Below are 14,761 nucleotides of genomic sequence, written 5' to 3' on the forward strand. Positions count from 1 at the left end.
GGTCAAGGGCCGTGGGGGCTCCCCACCCGGCAGCAGCGTCCCCGTCCCGGCGGCGGTGGGCCGGATCGCCGTCACCACAGGGATGAGCGGAACATCGTAGTCGAGGTCCGGCTCGCCGATCCCGCCGGTGTGGAAAAAGGCCCTTCCCCGGCAGGCCCCTGCCGGGGAAGGGCTCTCAGACCTCCGCGATCTCCGCGTACAGCTGCGAGAGCTCGGGTACGCCGCCGACCGCCCACTCCTGGCCGGCGGTCACCACGTCGATCTCGCGGCCGGAGGCCAGCCGGACCACCGGCCGGCCGTTCGCCCCGATCGCCCAGCCGGCGCCGGGCACGGTCCGTACGACGACCGTGCCCAGATACAGCCCCGCGTCGTTGCCGAGCCAGGGCAGGGTCTCCTCGTCGTCGCGCCAGCGCGGCAGCAACTGATCCAGCGCCTCCAGGGACGCGACGGAGTCGTCGAGCCTCAGGCCCGCCTCGGACACCTGGGAGCGCAGCAGCTCGCATTCGGAGAGGAGCTGCGCGAGCCCGGCGCGGCTCTCGCTCTCCTCGGAGAACACGGCGACGCCGAAGGATGAACCCTGTCTCTTGCGCCACCTGCCCAGGAAAGGGATGCCCATGGCCCCAGGGTGACATCCGCACCGCCGGGCGCACCACAGGGCGCGCGGACCCCGCGCCCTGCCCGCGTCGCGGTCCGGTCGGGCTATATGTCGAGGTCGACGACGACCGGGGCGTGGTCGGAGGCGCCCTTGCCCTTGCGCTCCTCGCGGTCGACGTAGGCGTCGGTGACCGCCTTCGCGAACGGCTCGTTGGCATACACCAGGTCGATGCGCATGCCGCGGTTCTTCGGGAAGCAGAGCTGGCGGTAGTCCCAGTACGTGAAGGGGTGGTCGTACTTCAGGGGCCGCGGGACCACGTCCGCGAGGCCGGCCTCGCGCAGGGCGGCCAGGGCGGCCCGCTCGGCCGGGGTGACGTGGGTGGAACCCTCGAAGACCGCCCGGTCGTAGACGTCGTCGTCGGTCGGCGCCACGTTGTAGTCACCGAGGACGGCGAAGGGACGGCTGCCGCCCGCGTCGCCCGCGACGGCCTCCTTGAGCGCCTCGAACCACTGGAGCTTGTAGGCGTAGTGGGGGTGGTCCACCTCGCGGCCGTTGGGCACGTACACCGACCAGACGCGGACCGGGCCGCAGGTCGCGGAGATGGCGCGGGGCTCCTCGGCGCCCTCGAAGCCGGGGTCGCCGGGCAGGCCCTTGACCACGTCCTTGATACCCACACGGGAGAGCACCGCCACGCCGTTCCACCGCCCGGTGGCGTGGACCGCCGCCTCATAGCCCAGGTCGCGCAGCTGGTCGAACGGGAACTTGTCCTCGGCGACCTTGGCCTCCTGCAGGCACAGCACGTCCGTGCCGCTGCTCTCCAGCCAGGCCAGCAGCCTCGGCAGGCGGGCGGTGATCGAGTTCACGTTCCAGGTCGCGATGCGCATGCCTCACAACCTACCCGGCACCGCTGACAACACCTCCCGCCCAGGGCCCGTGCCCGCGGGGCTCAGACCTCCGCCGACGCGCCCGGCGTCAGCCGCAGGTGCTCCGTGCCGCCCAGGGCGCCGATCTGGCGGTCGTAGATCGGGCGGGCCAGGTCGGTGAGGAGCGCGTCGTGGACGTCGTAGGCGCGCTGCGGCTTGACCTCGCGGACGTAGTCGATCACCTCGGAGATCTTGTTCCAGGGCGCCATCACCGGGAGCATCAGCGTCTCCACCGGGTGGTCGGGCACGGTGAGCGCGTCACCGGGGTGGAAGACGCGGCCGCCGTCGACGAGGTAGCCGACGTTGGTGATGCGCGGGATGTCCGGGTGGATCACCGCGTGCAGCTCGCCGTGGACCTGGACGTCGAACCCGGCGGCGGTGAAGGTGTCGCCGTGGCCGACGGTGTGGACGCGGCCCGGGAAGGCGGCGGCGATCTGCTCCGCGACCGACTTCAGCGTCCAGATCTCGGTGCCCGGGTCGGCCTCCAGGGCGGCGCGCAGGCGTCCCTCGTCGAAGTGGTCGGGGTGCTCGTGGGTGACCAGGATCGCCTCCGCGCCGGCCGTGGCGTCCTCCTCGCTGAAACCGCCGGGGTCGACGACGAGCGTCCGCCCGTCCTTCTCGAGGCGGATGCAGGCGTGCGACTTCTTCGTGAACTTCATACGTCCCATCCTGCCGCGCGCCGGGCGCGCGGGCTGTTCGGCGTGGTGGTCCCGATGCCCCGCCGGGCGGTCACTCGGCGGGGGTCGTCTCCTCGCGGATGACCTGCTGGGCGACCCGGAAGGCGTTGCCCGCCGCGGGGATTCCGCAGTAGACGGCCGTCTGCAGCAGCACCTCCTTGATCTCGTCCGGGGTGAGGCCGTTGCGCAGGGCGGCCCGGGTGTGGGCGGCGAGGTCCTGGAGGTGACCGCCCGCGACCAGGGCGGTGAGGGTGACGCAGCTGCGGGTGCGCCGGTCCAGGCCGGGCCGGTCCCAGATCTCGCCCCAGGCGCAGCGGGTCAGGAACTCCTGGAAGTCGCCGGAGAAGTCGCCGGCCTCGGCGAGCGCGCCGTCGACGTGCGCGTCGCCGAGCACCTCGCGGCGGATCTTCAGGCCGATGTCGTACGGGTCCGGCCGGCCCGCGGGCTGAGCCGGTACGGCCGCCGGGGCGATCTCGGCGATGGGCGCGGCCTGCGGGGGCGCGGCCAGGACCGGCCTGGCCGGGGGCGGGACGATCGCCATCTGACCGGTGGTCGCCTCGAAGGGGAGCTGCCAGGCGGTGGAGAAGTGCCGGACCAGCAGGTCGGTGACGGCGGCGGGCTGCTCCACCGGCACCAGGTGGGAGGCGCCGGGCACGACGGCCAGGCGGGCGTCGCGGATGCCGGCGACCAGGGTGCGGGCCTCGGCGGGGCCGGTGACCTGGTCCTCGGAGCCGACCAGGACCAGCGTGGGCGCGCCGACGCGGCCGAGTTCGGCCCGGACGTCGAAGGTGGCCAGGGCCTCGCAGGCGGCGATGTAGCAGCCGGGGTCGGTGGTGCGCACCATCTGCACGGCCCATTCGGTGATCGCGGGCTGCGCGGCGGCGAAACCGCCGGTGAACCAGCGGTCCGGGGACATTCGGGCGATCGGGTCGAGCCCGTTGGTACGGACGACCACCCCGCGCTGGCGGAACTCGTCGGCGGTGCCGAAGCGGGGCGAGGCGGCGATCAGCGCGAGGGAGGCGAGGCGCTCGGGGTGGCGCAGGGCCAGCTCGGTGCCGATGGCGCCGCCGAGCGCACAGCCGGCGTAACCGAAGCGCTGCACGCCGAGTCCGTCCAGGGTGACCAGCAGCCGGGCGGTCAGGTCGGAGACCGAACCGGCGGGGTGCGCGGGCGCGCCGCCGTGTCCCGGCAGGTCGAACCGGAAGACGCGCCACTGCTTCGTCAGCTCGGGGATCTGCCGGTCCCACATGTGCCAGGTCGTACCCAGTGAGGGAGCCAGGATCAGGACTGGGGCCTCCTCCGGCCCGTCAAAGCGGTACTGCAGGGTGTTCGTCGGTGTCTCACTCACGCCCTGCACGCTCTCACATCTCACGATTTCTCACGTGCTTGGGTCGGAGCCCCGCGCAAGCCGTCCCACGTTGTGACGGCTTCGCGAAGATCCTCTGCGCCCGGCTTGACGTACCACTTCCTGGTGGTCTTCACGAAGGATCTCCATGAGCCGATACGCGCGCAGGAGGCGGGTCACCTCCTCGGCCGCCGCCCGGGTAACGCCTGTTTAAACGGGCAGGCATGCGCATACCCCTCAGAACATGGACAACCGCGACACGTCGGCGCAGGGACCGGCCTGCTCGGTCGACCTCTCCCACCGCGTCCGGGGGCACTGCCCCGTGGGCAAGGGGCCCGAGGCGGTCGTCGTCGATCCCGACCGGCGGCGCGCCTACGTGGCCTGCTCCCGCAGCAACGCGGTCGTGGCGCTGGACCTGGACCGGGCAGCCCCCGTCTGGCGGGCCCCGGTGGGACGTGAGCCGATCCCGATCGTCCTGGACCGGCCGGCCCGGCGGCTGTTCTCGGCGGACGCCCGCTCGGACACGGTGACGGTGCTCGACGCCGACACCGGCGCGCGCCTCACGCAGATCCCCGTCGGCAGCTATCCCGCCGGGCTCGGCCACCACCCGGGGTTGCGCCGGGTCTACGCGGGCAACACCGCCGACGGCACGGTCACCGCCATCGACGCCGACCGCCTGGAGGTGATCGGTACGGTGTCCGCCGAACTCGGCGCGGGCAGCATCGCCGTCGACGCCGGACGCGGCCTCGGCTACTGCGCGAACTTCATGGCGGGGTCCGTGACCGTCTTCGACGCGGCCACGCTGCGGCCCCTGCGGAGGATCGCGGTGCGCGAGGGACCCTGCAAGGTGGTGCCCAACCCGGCCGTCGGACACCTGTACGTGGCCAGCTCACTGCACGGCACGATCAGCCGGGTGTCGCTCGACGGCGGCGCCGTGCTCGACGAGGTACCGGTGGAGCGGGCCCCCGTCGGCATGTGCGTGGACGCCTCCGGCGACCGGCTCTACGTCTGCAACCGGGGTGCCGGCACGGTCAGCGTCCTGGACACCGCGGCAGGGCGGGAGACCCATCGCGTCACGGTGGGCAACGCCCCCGGCGACTGCGCCCTGGACCCCGTCTCCGACACCCTGCTGGTGTCCAACGCGGGCAGCGGCACCCTCTCCTTCGTCCACCGGCCCTGGCTGCCCGGCCCGGTACGGCCCGCCGTGCACCCCCTGGTGGGCCGGTCGCTGCCCCACTTCGCGCTGCCGGACCTGCGCGGCGGCCGGATCCGTACCTCCCGCGAGTGGGCCGAGAAGAAATACGTGATCAACTTCTTCGCCAGCTGGTGAGGCCCCTGCAACGCGGAGGCGCCGGTGCTGGAGCAGCTGCGCCTCCGTACGGCCCGGTCCGGGCTGGACGTGATCATGATCAACGTGTGGGAGAACACCGACCCGCGGGAGGAGGCCGCGAACTTCGCCGCCGTCTGGGACATCGGCGCCACCGTGCTCCTGGACGGCACGGGCGAGTACGCCGCCCGCCTCGGCATCACCGGCGTCCCGACCAATGTGCTCGTCGACGAACACGGTGTCGTACGCGCGGTCGGCGACACCGCGCCGGCCGAACTGCACGCGGCGGTACGGGAGCTGCTGGGCGAGGACTGAGCGGTGCCCACCTGCCTCGGAGGGCACCACGGACCCCCGGCGGTGGCAGCCGGGGGTCCGTGGTCCCGGGAGCGCCGCTCCTGCGGGAGTTCGCCGGACTCCTCACTCCCGCCACCACATCATCCTCCGGTGATCACCACACAGCGCCACCACCGATTACGGGACAGGGCCGACCCTGCCTTGTTGGGCAAGGCGGTGCAGTCGTAGGGCGACTTGGATTTCGAGGGCTTTGCCGGGGGTGTTCCAGTCGGGGCCGAGGAGTTGGGCGACGCGGTCGAGACGCTGGACCACGGTGTTGACGTGGACGTGGAGCGCGTCCTTGGCCCGGGCGAGGCTGGCACCGTGGTCGAAGTAGGCGGTGAGGGTGCGGGCGAGTTCCGTGCCGCGCTGGGTGTCGTAGGTGAGAACGGGGCCGAGGACGCGGTCCACGTACCCGGTGATGTCCGTCCGGTCGCCGAGGAGGACCCCGAGGAAGCCGAGGTCGGTCAGGGCGGCGCCGTCGCCGGTGCGGCCGAGTGCTTCGAGTGCCTGGAGGCAGCGGTGTGCCTCGTCGTGGGTGTGGGGAAGGTGTTCCGGGCCCGTGGCGGGGCCTGCGGCTCCGATCGTGATGGGGGTGCCGAGGCCGCGGGTCAGTTCGTGGGCGAGTTCCTGGGCGAGCGCGCCTGGACGCGAGGTGGGTGCGAGCAGAATGGTGTACCCGTTGCGCGTGCCGGCCAGGCCGCCGAGCGCGCGTGCACGGCGCGCGACCTCGGTCAGCAGGCGTGAGCGCAGGGCCGGGTCACAGGTGAGGACGAGTACCGCGTGGGGCCGGGCGAGATTGATGTCCAGCTTTCTGGCGCGCAGCGTCAGGCTGCCCGTGTTGCGATGGCCGCCCGGTTGTTGGGCGGTGAGCAGGTCGTCGAGGAGTTCGCCACGGACACGGTCCTCCGCCTCGGCCACCGACCGGCGCAGGAGGAGCAGCAGGGCGGTGACCAGACCGGCTCGTTCGAACAGGCGCCGGTCGGCGTCGGTGAGATCGGCCCGGCCGGTGAGGACGAGACTGCCGAGGAGTTCCGGGCCCGCCAGGACGGCGCACACCCAGCTGCCGTCGACGGGGACGGCCCGCCCGCCTCTGCGGGACGCTTCGACTCCCTGCTCGGGCAGGATGACGGGGCCGGTTTTCAAGCGGGCGAGTTCGGTGCCGTCCGCGTCGTGGACGGCCAGGCCTCCGTCGAGGAGGGCCGCGATCTCGCGGGCGACCTCGTCGACGGCACCTCCCCTGAGGACCAGATCGGTGAGCCGGTCGTGGGCGTCGGCCGCGCGGTGCAGGGCGTCGCTGTGGGCGCGAGCCGTCTCGTTGGCGGCGTTCAGTTCGACAAGAGCGGAGCGGGTCTCTTCCAGCAGGCGTGCGCTGTCGATGGCCACGGCGGCGTGGTCGGCCAGGGAGGCGAGCAGGGCGATGGCCTCGGGGGTGAAGTCGCGCGGAGTGCGGTCCGCGGCGAACAGGACACCGATCACGCGCCGGCCGACGCGCAGGGGCACGCCGAGGATGCCGCGCAGGCCCTCCTCATCGACTCCTTCGTCGATGGCCCCGGTGTGCTTGAAGCGGCGGTCGGTGCGGTAGTCGGGGCTCGCGTAGGGGCGGGCGGTCTGCGCGACCAGACCGCCGAGGCCTTCCCCCATGCCGAGGCGCAGTTGCTGGAAGGTGGCGGAGACCGAGCCGGAGGTCACCCGCATGAACGTGTCGCCCGCGGCGGGGTCGTTGAGGGTGAGGTAGGCGACATCGGTGCCCAGCAGGGTGCGGGCCCGGTGCACGATGGCACGCAGCACGGCGTCCAGGTCGCGCAGTGCGGCCAAGTCGCTCGCGGTGTCGAACAGGGCGGCGAGTTCGGCCTCCCGTCGTCGGCGCTGGGCCAGGGTCTGATGGATGTTCAGCGCGGTCCGGGTGGCCGCGGCTATGACGTCCTGTTCGTGCGGGTCGGCGCCGGCGGCACGTGCCTGTGCGGCGGGCTGGGCCAGTTGCTCGGCCGGAGCGTCGGCGGCGAGCAGGTCGAGCAGCTCCCGGAGTGCTGCCGTCGCTGCGTTGGCGGGTCCGTTCACGGTGGTCACGTCGGTCACCGTGGCAGTCCTCCCTTCCGGCTGCGCGGCTGGTTCGCGGATCGGCTGAGGTGCCGTGCGGTGCGCGGTGCTTGCGGCTGGCGTGGGTGCGGTCCGCCCCGTCCCCCCCGACAGGACGGACCGCACCCGATGGCGTGCCTCTCAGGCCCGGTCGGTACCGGCCACCGACGACTCCTGTCGTCGCGGTGCCGGCGTCGAAGTCGAATCCGTTGTCGACAGGGTCAGGTCGCGGCCGAGGGTCTCCTTGATGACGGCGACGGTGATGGTGGTGACCACCGCGGCGGCACAGAGATACAGGGCGATGGGCGTCGAGGACCCGTAGCTCCTCAGGAGTTCGACGGCGATGATGGGAGCGAGGGCGCCGGCGACGATGGAGGCGAGCTGTGAGCCCATGGAGGCTCCGGAGTAGCGGACCTTGGTGTCGAACATCTCGGAGATGAAGGCGGCCTGCGGCCCGTACATGGCGCCGTGGAACAGCAGACCCGCGGTGATCGAGAGGGTGATCACGGCGAAGGACTCCGTGTCGAGCAGGGCGAAGAAGGCGAACGCCCACATGGCCATGCCGACCGAGCCGATCAGTGTCACGGGCCTGCGGCCGAGGCGGTCGGAGAGCGCTCCCCACAGCGGGATGGTGCAGAAGTGGATGGCGGAGCCGATCAGGACGGCGTTCAGCGCGGTGCTCTTCGGCAGTTCCAGGTGGGTGGTGACATAGACCAGCACGAAGGAGGTGAGGATGTAGTAGGAGACGTTCTCGCCGAACCGGGTGCCGATGGCCCCGAGCACCTCGCGCCAGCTGCGGCGGAAGACCTCGACGACGGGAGCCTTCTCCGTGGCCCCCTTGGCGGCTTCCACCTCGGCCTTGGCCTGGGCGGCGAGGAAGACCGGCGATTCGGACACCGAGACGCGGATCCACAGGCCGATCACGACCAGGACACCGGAGAGCAGGAAGGGGATGCGCCAGCCCCAGGACAGGAACGCCTCCTCGGACTGGACGGCGGCCAGCAGCGCGAGAACGCCGGTCGCCAGCAGGTTGCCTCCGGGGGCGCCGCACTGCGGCCAGGACGCCCAGAAGCCGCGGTGCTTGTCGCCGCCGTGCTCGGAGACGATCAGCACGGCGCCGCCCCATTCGCCGCCCAGGGCGAAGCCCTGGATCAGACGCAGGACGGTGAGCAGGATCGGGGCGCCCACGCCGATGGTGTCGTAGGTGGGCAGCAGGCCCATGCCGAAGGTGGCGCCGCCCATCAGCATCAGGCTGAGCACGAGCAGCTTCTTACGGCCGATCTTGTCTCCGAAGTGTCCGAAGACCACGCCGCCGAGCGGCCGGGCCAGGAACCCGATCGCGTAGGTGACGAACGCGATCAGCGTGCCCACCAGCGGGTCGCTGGTCGGGAAGAAGAGGGTGTTGAACACCAGCGCGGCGGCGGAGCCGTAGAGGAAGAAGTCGTACCACTCGATGGTGGTGCCGATCAGGCTCGCACTGACGATGCGGGCGATGCCGCCGGAGCGGGGCTCGCCCGGCTTGGCGGTTGTGGTCTCGGTCATCGATTCACCGGTTCTCGGGTGCAGGTGCGGGGACAGGCGTGGGGGGCAGTCGTGGGGACGGGGGCGTCGCCGGAGGCGCCGGGTCAGTTGGCTCCCCAGCCGCCGTCCAGGGGCAGGGAGATGCCGTTGACGTAGCCGCTGTGGTCGGCGCACAGCCACAGCACGGCCGCGGCGACCTCCTCCGCCTCCAGCAGGCGCTTGATGGGTGAGCGGGTCAGGAGCACATCGGTCAGGACGTCTTCGGGGCTGATCCCGTGAGCGGTGGCCTGGTCGCGGATCTGGTTCTCCACCAGGGGGGTGCGGACGTAGCCGGGGTTGATGCAGTTACTGGTCACGCCGTGGGGGGCGCCCTCGATCGCGACCACCTTGCTCAGGCCCTCCAACGCGTGTTTGGCGGCGACGTAGGCCGACTTGTAGGCGCTGGCCCGCAGTCCGTGGACGCTGGAGATGTTGATCACCCGTCCCCAGCCCTGCGCGTACATGTGCGGCAGGCTGCGGCGCATCAGCAGGAACGGGGCGGTCACCATGACCTGTTGGATGAGGGCGAACCGCTCCGGCGGGAACTCCGTCACGGGCGCCACGTGCTGCAGGCCGGCATTGTTGACCAGGATGTCGACCCCGGCCGGCAGCGCGTCGATCGCGGCCGGGTCGGCCAGGTCGGCGATGTGCGCCTCGCCGCCGATCTCGGCGGCGACCGCCTTGGCCGCCTCGGCGTCCCGGTCGACCACGTGCACCGTGGCGCCCGCTGCTGCCAGCGCCGCGGCGCACGCCTTGCCGATACCGCTGCCGCCGCCGGTGACCAGGGCGGCCCGGGACGTCAGGTCCACGCCGGCGCCCGTGGGCGCCGAGTGGACGGTGGGAGGACGGAATTCGCTTGTCATGGCGGGAAACAGTAGGGACGCCGTCATGTCACACCTATGTATGTGACCAACACAATGAGACCTCGGTCTGTAGTGGGTGCCACCACAGACCGAGGCGTTCGGTCGGGCAGGGCACGCGGCGGCCGTGGCGCAGGGCCACGGCCGCCGGGTGGTCACCCGTCGAGACGGCAGCTGGTGAGCAGGCTCGCCGGGGTGGCGCCTTCGGGCCGGACGACGGTGTGGTCCGCCGGCGGGCGATGCCCGGTGGTGAGCCAGCTCTCCAGGGCGGTGAAGGCCGAGCGGTGGCACGGCAGCAGGGGCCGGAGCCGGTCGGGGAAGGCGTCGACGAGGGAATCGGTGTGCGTGCCGTCCTCGATGCGGTAGTAGCGGTGCAGGTGGCCGCGGCCCGATTCACGGATCATGCGGGAGTAGACGTCGGAGTCCTTGCTGATGGGCAGCAGGACGTCCAGGGTGCCGTGGATGGTGATCAGCGGTTTGCCGATGCGACCGGTCAGCGCGATGCGTTCCACGGCCTTGTGGACCTCGGCGGGACGGGTGGCGTAGTCGTAGTCGGCGTCGCAGGCCGGGGTCTTCGGGGCGCAGTACGGCGTGCCGGCCTCCGTCGCGCCGTCGAAGGCGGGGTCGAACTCCTCGCGGTAGATGCGCTGGGTCAGGTCCCAGTAGACCTGGTGGTGGAAGGGCCACAGGAACTCCGAGCCGGCCGGGAAGCCCGCGCGGTGCATTTCCTCGCGTGCCTGGTCGGCGTCGGGGCCGCCCGCCGCGTAGACGGGGTAGTGACGCAGGGTGGGCGGCAGGAAGGTGAAAAGGTTGGGGCCCTTCGAGTGCCAGAGGGTGCCTTCCCAGTCGACGCCGCCGTCGTACAGCTCGGGGTGGTTCTCCAACTGCCACCGCACGAGGTAGCCGCCGTTGGACATCCCCGTGGCCAGGGTGCGCACGGGCGGCCGGTGGTACCGCTGGGAGACCACCGCGCGGGCGGCGCGGGTCAGCTGGGTGAGCCGGGTGTTCCATTCGGCGACGGCGTCACCGGGTCGGGAACCGTCGCGGTAGAAATCGAGACCGGTGTTGCCCTTGTCGGTGGCCGCGTAGGCGTAGCCGCGGGCGAGCACCCAGTCGGCGATGGCCCGGTCGTTGGCGTACTGCTCACGGTTACCGGGGGTGCCGGCCACGACCAGGCCGCCGTTCCAGCGGTCGGGCAGCCGGATGACGAACTGGGAGTCGTGGTTCCAGCCGTGGTTGGTGTTGGTGGTCGAGGAGTCGGGGAAGTAGCCGTCGATCTGAATACCCGGCACGCCTTCGGGAACGGCGAGGTCCTTGGGGGTGAGACCGGCCCAGTCGGCCGGGTCGGTGTGGCCGGATTCCACGGTTCCCGCCGTGGTCAGCTCTTTCAGGCAGTCGGCCTGCTGATGGGCGGCGCCCGGTACCCGCAAGTGGGACTGGTTGGCGCAGTGGCCGGCGGCACGGTCGGGGGCCGGCCGGGCCGAGGCCGACGAGGGAAGCAGGGCCGCGGCAGCGGCCAGGGCGAGAGCACCGAGTGCGGTGCGCCCTCTCCGGCCCGAAGTGATGCCGATGGGCAAAGCCATGGAAAGCCTCCAGTGGGCGGCGATGGACGGACGGGCTGGAGGCTAGGGGGCAAGTCCTGCACGGGAACATGTGTGTGCCCGCCACGGCGGCGGCTTCTCTCAGGTGGGCCGCCACCATGACGGGCACGTGACCGTGGATGCCGAGGGAAGCGTCCGCGGCTGTGACCGGTCCCGCGTCAGGGGCAGGTTCCGTCCGCGACGGTGAAGTAGCCGGCGGGTGACTCCTTCAGGGTGTGGGTGACGAACATGTTGTACAGACCCATGTTCTGCTGGGAGCCCTTGGCGTAGGTGTAGCCGCCGCTCGTCGTGGCGCGTCCCGCCTGGACGTGGGCGTAGTTGGTGGCGGTCCAGCAGGCGGTCACGGTGCCGGTGGTCCGCGCGGTGACCGTGCCGGAGAGCTGTCCCGTCCTGCCGTCGGCGTCGCGGGCGGCGACCGCGTAGGTGTGGGAGGAGCCCGCGGTCAGGCCGGTGTCGGTATAGGACGTGGAGTCCGCCGTGGCGAGCGGGGCACCGTCGCGGTGGACGGCGTAGCCGGCGGCGCCGTCGACGGGGTTCCAGCTCAGGCGGATGGTGGTGTCGGTGGCATCGGTCATGGCCAGGCCGGTCGGGGCGGGCAGCGCACCCTGCTCGGGGCCGGAACCCTGCAGGCCGAAGAACTGGGTGATCCAGTAGCTGGAGCAGATGGAGGCCAGGAAGTGGGCGGTACCGGTGCTGCCGCACTGCTGAGCCCCGCTGCCGGGATCGACCGGCGTGCCGTGCCCGATGCCCGGGACCCGGTTCACCTCGACGGCCACCGAGCCGTCCGCGGCGGCGTACTCCTCGTGCCGGGTGGAGTTCGGGCCGATCACGGACGTGCGGGTCGGTGTCTGGGACAGGCCGTGCAGTGCGGTCCACTGGTCGCGCAGTTCGTCGGCGTTGCGCGGCACGACCTTGGTGTCCTTGTCACCGTGCCAGACGGCCACGCGGGGCCAGGGACCGGACCACGAGGGATGGGCGTCGCGAACCCGCTGCGCCCATTGGGCCGGGGTCAGGTCGGTTCCGGGGCTCATGCACGTGAAGGCGGTCATGACGTCGTTGGCGCAACCGTAGGGCAGACCCGCGACGACCGCGCCGGCCTGGAAGACGTCCGGGTACGTGGCGAGCATCACCGACGTCATGCCGCCGCCGGCGGACAGGCCGGTGACGTAGGTCCGCCGGGCGTCCGCGCCGTAGGCGGAGACCGTGTGCGCGGCCATCTGCCGGATCGACGCGGCTTCGCCCTGGCCTCTGCGGTTGTCGGTGGTCTGGAACCAGTTGAAGCACTTGCTCGAGTTGTTCGAGGTGGTGGTCTCGGCGAACACCACCAGGAACTTGTACCGGTCGGCGAGTTCGGGCAGGCCGGAATTGTCGGCGTACGTCTGGGCGTCCTGGCTGCAGCCGTGCAGCGCGAACACCACCGCCGGCTGGGCGGGCAGGGACGCGGGCCGGTAGACGTACATGTTCAGTTGGCCCGGGTTGGCGCCGAAATCGGTGACCCTGGTCAGGCCGACCGCGGCGTGAGCGGCCGGCGCCGGACCGACCAGGGCGGCCGCGAGGACGAGGACCGCGACTGCCACGAGACGGGACAGCAATCCGCGCCACACGCCCCCCGACGGGCGCGGCAACGCATCGGCGGGCGGTGCGGACGGGACACGGGACAGCGGGGCGGCGGCTCCCCGAAGTGGCGGCGACTGCATGGCGGCTCCCTGGGTGTCATGGGGGGACACCGGGCGCTTCCCCGGCGTGGTCGAGCGGGAGCGCCCGGTGTCCGAACCGTAGGGGTGGCCGACGAGCCACGATATGGCAGGGAGCCCTACAGCCTGCTCGCCACGACGGGAACGCAAAGAGGTTGTGCCGCCAGGAGGCGTCTGCTACTCAGACGCCGGCAGGCGCTTCCAGATGTGCGGGCACGAGCAGGTCGGCACCTGTCGCTGTGCGCACGTCGTCGACACTGACTCCGGGGGCGAGTTCGGCCAGCGAGAACCCGTCGGGGGTGATGTCGACGACGGCGAGATCCGTGATGACGCGCTGCACGACGCCCATGCCGGTCAGCGGCAGATCACACGTCGCGACGAGCTTGGGGCTGCCGTCCTTGGCGGTGTGCTCCATCAACACGATCACCTGGCGAGCCCCGTGCACCAAGTCCATGGCGCCGCCCATGCCTTTGACCATCTTTCCCGGAATCATCCAGTTGGCCAGGTCCCCGGAGGACGCCACCTGCATGGCACCCAGCACGGCGGTGTCGATGTGGCCGCCGCGGATCATGCCGAAGGACAGCGCGGAGTCGAAGAAGGATGCCCCGGGCAGCACCGTCACCGTCTCCTTGCCCGCGTTGATCAGGTCCGAGTCGATCTCGTCCTCGAGCGGGTACGGGCCGACGCCGAGGATGCCGTTCTCGGACTGCAGCACCACCTCGACGCCCGGCGGCAGGTGATTCGGGATGAGAGTGGGCAGGCCGATGCCGAGGTTGACGTACGTGCCGTCCACCAGTTCGCGGGCGGCCCGGGCCGCCATCTGCTCGCGAGTGAGCGCCATGTCAGGCACCGCCTTCCTGCTCGGTACGCACACACCGTCGTTCGATCCGCCGCTCGGCGGCCGGATCGTCGGGGAAGACCCGAACCACCCGCTGCACGAACACCCCCGGCAGGTGCACCTCGTCCGGATCCAGCTCACCCGGCTCCACCAGGTGCTCGACCTCGGCGATGGTGACGCGGCCGGCCATCGCGGCCAGCGGGTTGAAGTTGCGGGCCGAGGAGCGGAACACCAGGTTGCCGTGACGGTCCCCGATGGTTGCCCGCACCAGGGCGTAATCGGTCCTGATGCCCTCCTCCAGCAGGTACTCACGGCCGTCGAACGTCCGCGTCTCCTTCGGCGGCGACGCCACCGCGACCTGCCCGTCCGGGCCGTATCGCCAGGGCAGCCCGCCGTGTCCGATCTGCGTCCCGGCCCCGGCCGGTGTGTAGAACGCCGGGATGCCCGCCCCACCGGCGCGCAGCCGTTCCGCCAGCGTCCCCTGCGGCACCAGCTCCACCTCGAGCTCCCCGCTCAGGTACTGGCGGGCGAACTCCTTGTTCTCACCCACGTACGAACTGGTCATGCGCGCGATCCGGCCGGCCCGCAGCAGGAGCCCCAGCCCCCAGTCGTCCACTCCGCAGTTGTTGGAGACGACCTTGAAACCACCCGCGTCCCGCTCCAGCAGCGCGGCGATCAACGCACTCGGTATGCCGCACAGCCCGAACCCGCCGACGGCCAGTGACGCCCCCTCGGGGATGTCCGCCACCGCCTCGTCCATGCTGTCGACCGTCTTGTCCAGCCCCATACTGCCCCTCTCCGCCAAGGGGCGCGTACGCCCCGAACGGCCCAGGCGCGCGCATCGTCCGACCTGTGCGCCATGGCCTTTCCAACGACGCGACGACCCTAAGGACGCACGACCGCCGACCGGTATGGCTGCTTCCGACACC

12 protein-coding genes and 1 pseudogene are annotated in these 14,761 nt (G+C 71.6%); 2 read left to right on the forward strand and 11 right to left on the reverse strand.

All coding sequences use genetic code 11. From position 1 onward, the window contains the following. Positions 1-175: 175 nt before the first annotated feature. The 4 genes from ACX25U_RS06935 to pcaDC all read right to left on the reverse strand — a co-directional run bounded on the left by ACX25U_RS06935 (position 176) and on the right by pcaDC (position 3,543). Complete coding sequence (locus ACX25U_RS06935) at positions 176-616, reverse strand: DUF6278 family protein (RefSeq protein WP_454389647.1); 441 nt, start codon at positions 614-616, stop codon at positions 176-178. Positions 617-699: 83 nt separating this feature from the next. After that, a complete protein-coding gene (locus tag ACX25U_RS06940) occupies positions 700-1,479 on the reverse strand; it encodes an exodeoxyribonuclease III (protein ID WP_454389648.1) in 780 nt (259 codons plus the stop codon). Positions 1,480-1,541: 62 nt separating this feature from the next. Next, positions 1,542-2,177 carry an MBL fold metallo-hydrolase gene (locus ACX25U_RS06945; RefSeq protein WP_454389649.1) on the reverse strand — a complete coding sequence of 212 codons (636 nt, stop codon included), beginning with the start codon at positions 2,175-2,177 and terminating at the stop codon, positions 1,542-1,544. Positions 2,178-2,247: 70 nt separating this feature from the next. Then, positions 2,248-3,543 carry a bifunctional 3-oxoadipate enol-lactonase/4-carboxymuconolactone decarboxylase PcaDC gene (pcaDC, locus tag ACX25U_RS06950; RefSeq protein ID WP_454389650.1) on the reverse strand — a complete coding sequence of 432 codons (1,296 nt, stop codon included), beginning with the start codon at positions 3,541-3,543 and terminating at the stop codon, positions 2,248-2,250. A gap of 241 nt (positions 3,544-3,784) precedes the next feature. On the opposite strand from pcaDC, the gene ACX25U_RS06955 reads away from it, so the two are divergent. Then, on the forward strand, positions 3,785-4,870 hold the full coding sequence (locus ACX25U_RS06955; protein WP_454389651.1) for a hypothetical protein: 1,086 nt from the start codon (positions 3,785-3,787) through the stop codon (positions 4,868-4,870). A 12-nt stretch (positions 4,871-4,882) separates the two neighbouring features. Beyond that, positions 4,883-5,182 (forward strand): annotated as a pseudogene (locus ACX25U_RS06960) (TlpA family protein disulfide reductase); the annotation flags it as partial. 156 nt (positions 5,183-5,338) lie between these two features. On the opposite strand, the gene ACX25U_RS06965 reads toward ACX25U_RS06960, so the two are convergent. From ACX25U_RS06965 to ACX25U_RS06995, 7 genes are all read right to left on the reverse strand, one after another. Next, a complete protein-coding gene (locus tag ACX25U_RS06965; RefSeq protein WP_454389652.1) occupies positions 5,339-7,279 on the reverse strand; it encodes a helix-turn-helix domain-containing protein in 1,941 nt (646 codons plus the stop codon). Between the two features lie 141 nt (positions 7,280-7,420). Continuing rightward, the gene (locus ACX25U_RS06970) at positions 7,421-8,821 is read right to left on the reverse strand and encodes an MFS transporter (RefSeq protein ID WP_454389653.1); all 1,401 of its coding nucleotides are present in this window, start codon (positions 8,819-8,821) and stop codon (positions 7,421-7,423) included. An 83-nt stretch (positions 8,822-8,904) separates the two neighbouring features. After that, on the reverse strand, positions 8,905-9,702 hold the full coding sequence (locus ACX25U_RS06975; RefSeq protein WP_454389654.1) for a 3-hydroxybutyrate dehydrogenase: 798 nt from the start codon (positions 9,700-9,702) through the stop codon (positions 8,905-8,907). Between the two features lie 152 nt (positions 9,703-9,854). Then, positions 9,855-11,282, reverse strand: a complete 1,428-nt coding sequence (locus tag ACX25U_RS06980; protein ID WP_454389655.1) for a tannase/feruloyl esterase family alpha/beta hydrolase — start codon at positions 11,280-11,282, stop codon at positions 9,855-9,857. Positions 11,283-11,458: 176 nt separating this feature from the next. After that, positions 11,459-12,805: an extracellular catalytic domain type 1 short-chain-length polyhydroxyalkanoate depolymerase gene (locus ACX25U_RS06985; protein ID WP_454394141.1), complete on the reverse strand. Its 1,347-nt coding sequence runs from the start codon at positions 12,803-12,805 to the stop codon at positions 11,459-11,461. Positions 12,806-13,175: 370 nt separating this feature from the next. Next, the gene (locus tag ACX25U_RS06990) at positions 13,176-13,835 is read right to left on the reverse strand and encodes a CoA transferase subunit B (RefSeq protein WP_454389656.1); all 660 of its coding nucleotides are present in this window, start codon (positions 13,833-13,835) and stop codon (positions 13,176-13,178) included. Position 13,836: 1 nt separating this feature from the next. Next, positions 13,837-14,619, reverse strand: a complete 783-nt coding sequence (locus ACX25U_RS06995; RefSeq protein WP_454389657.1) for a CoA transferase subunit A — start codon at positions 14,617-14,619, stop codon at positions 13,837-13,839. Positions 14,620-14,761: the final 142 nt, after the last annotated feature.

Source organism: Streptomyces sp. JNUCC 63 (assembly GCF_054366325.1).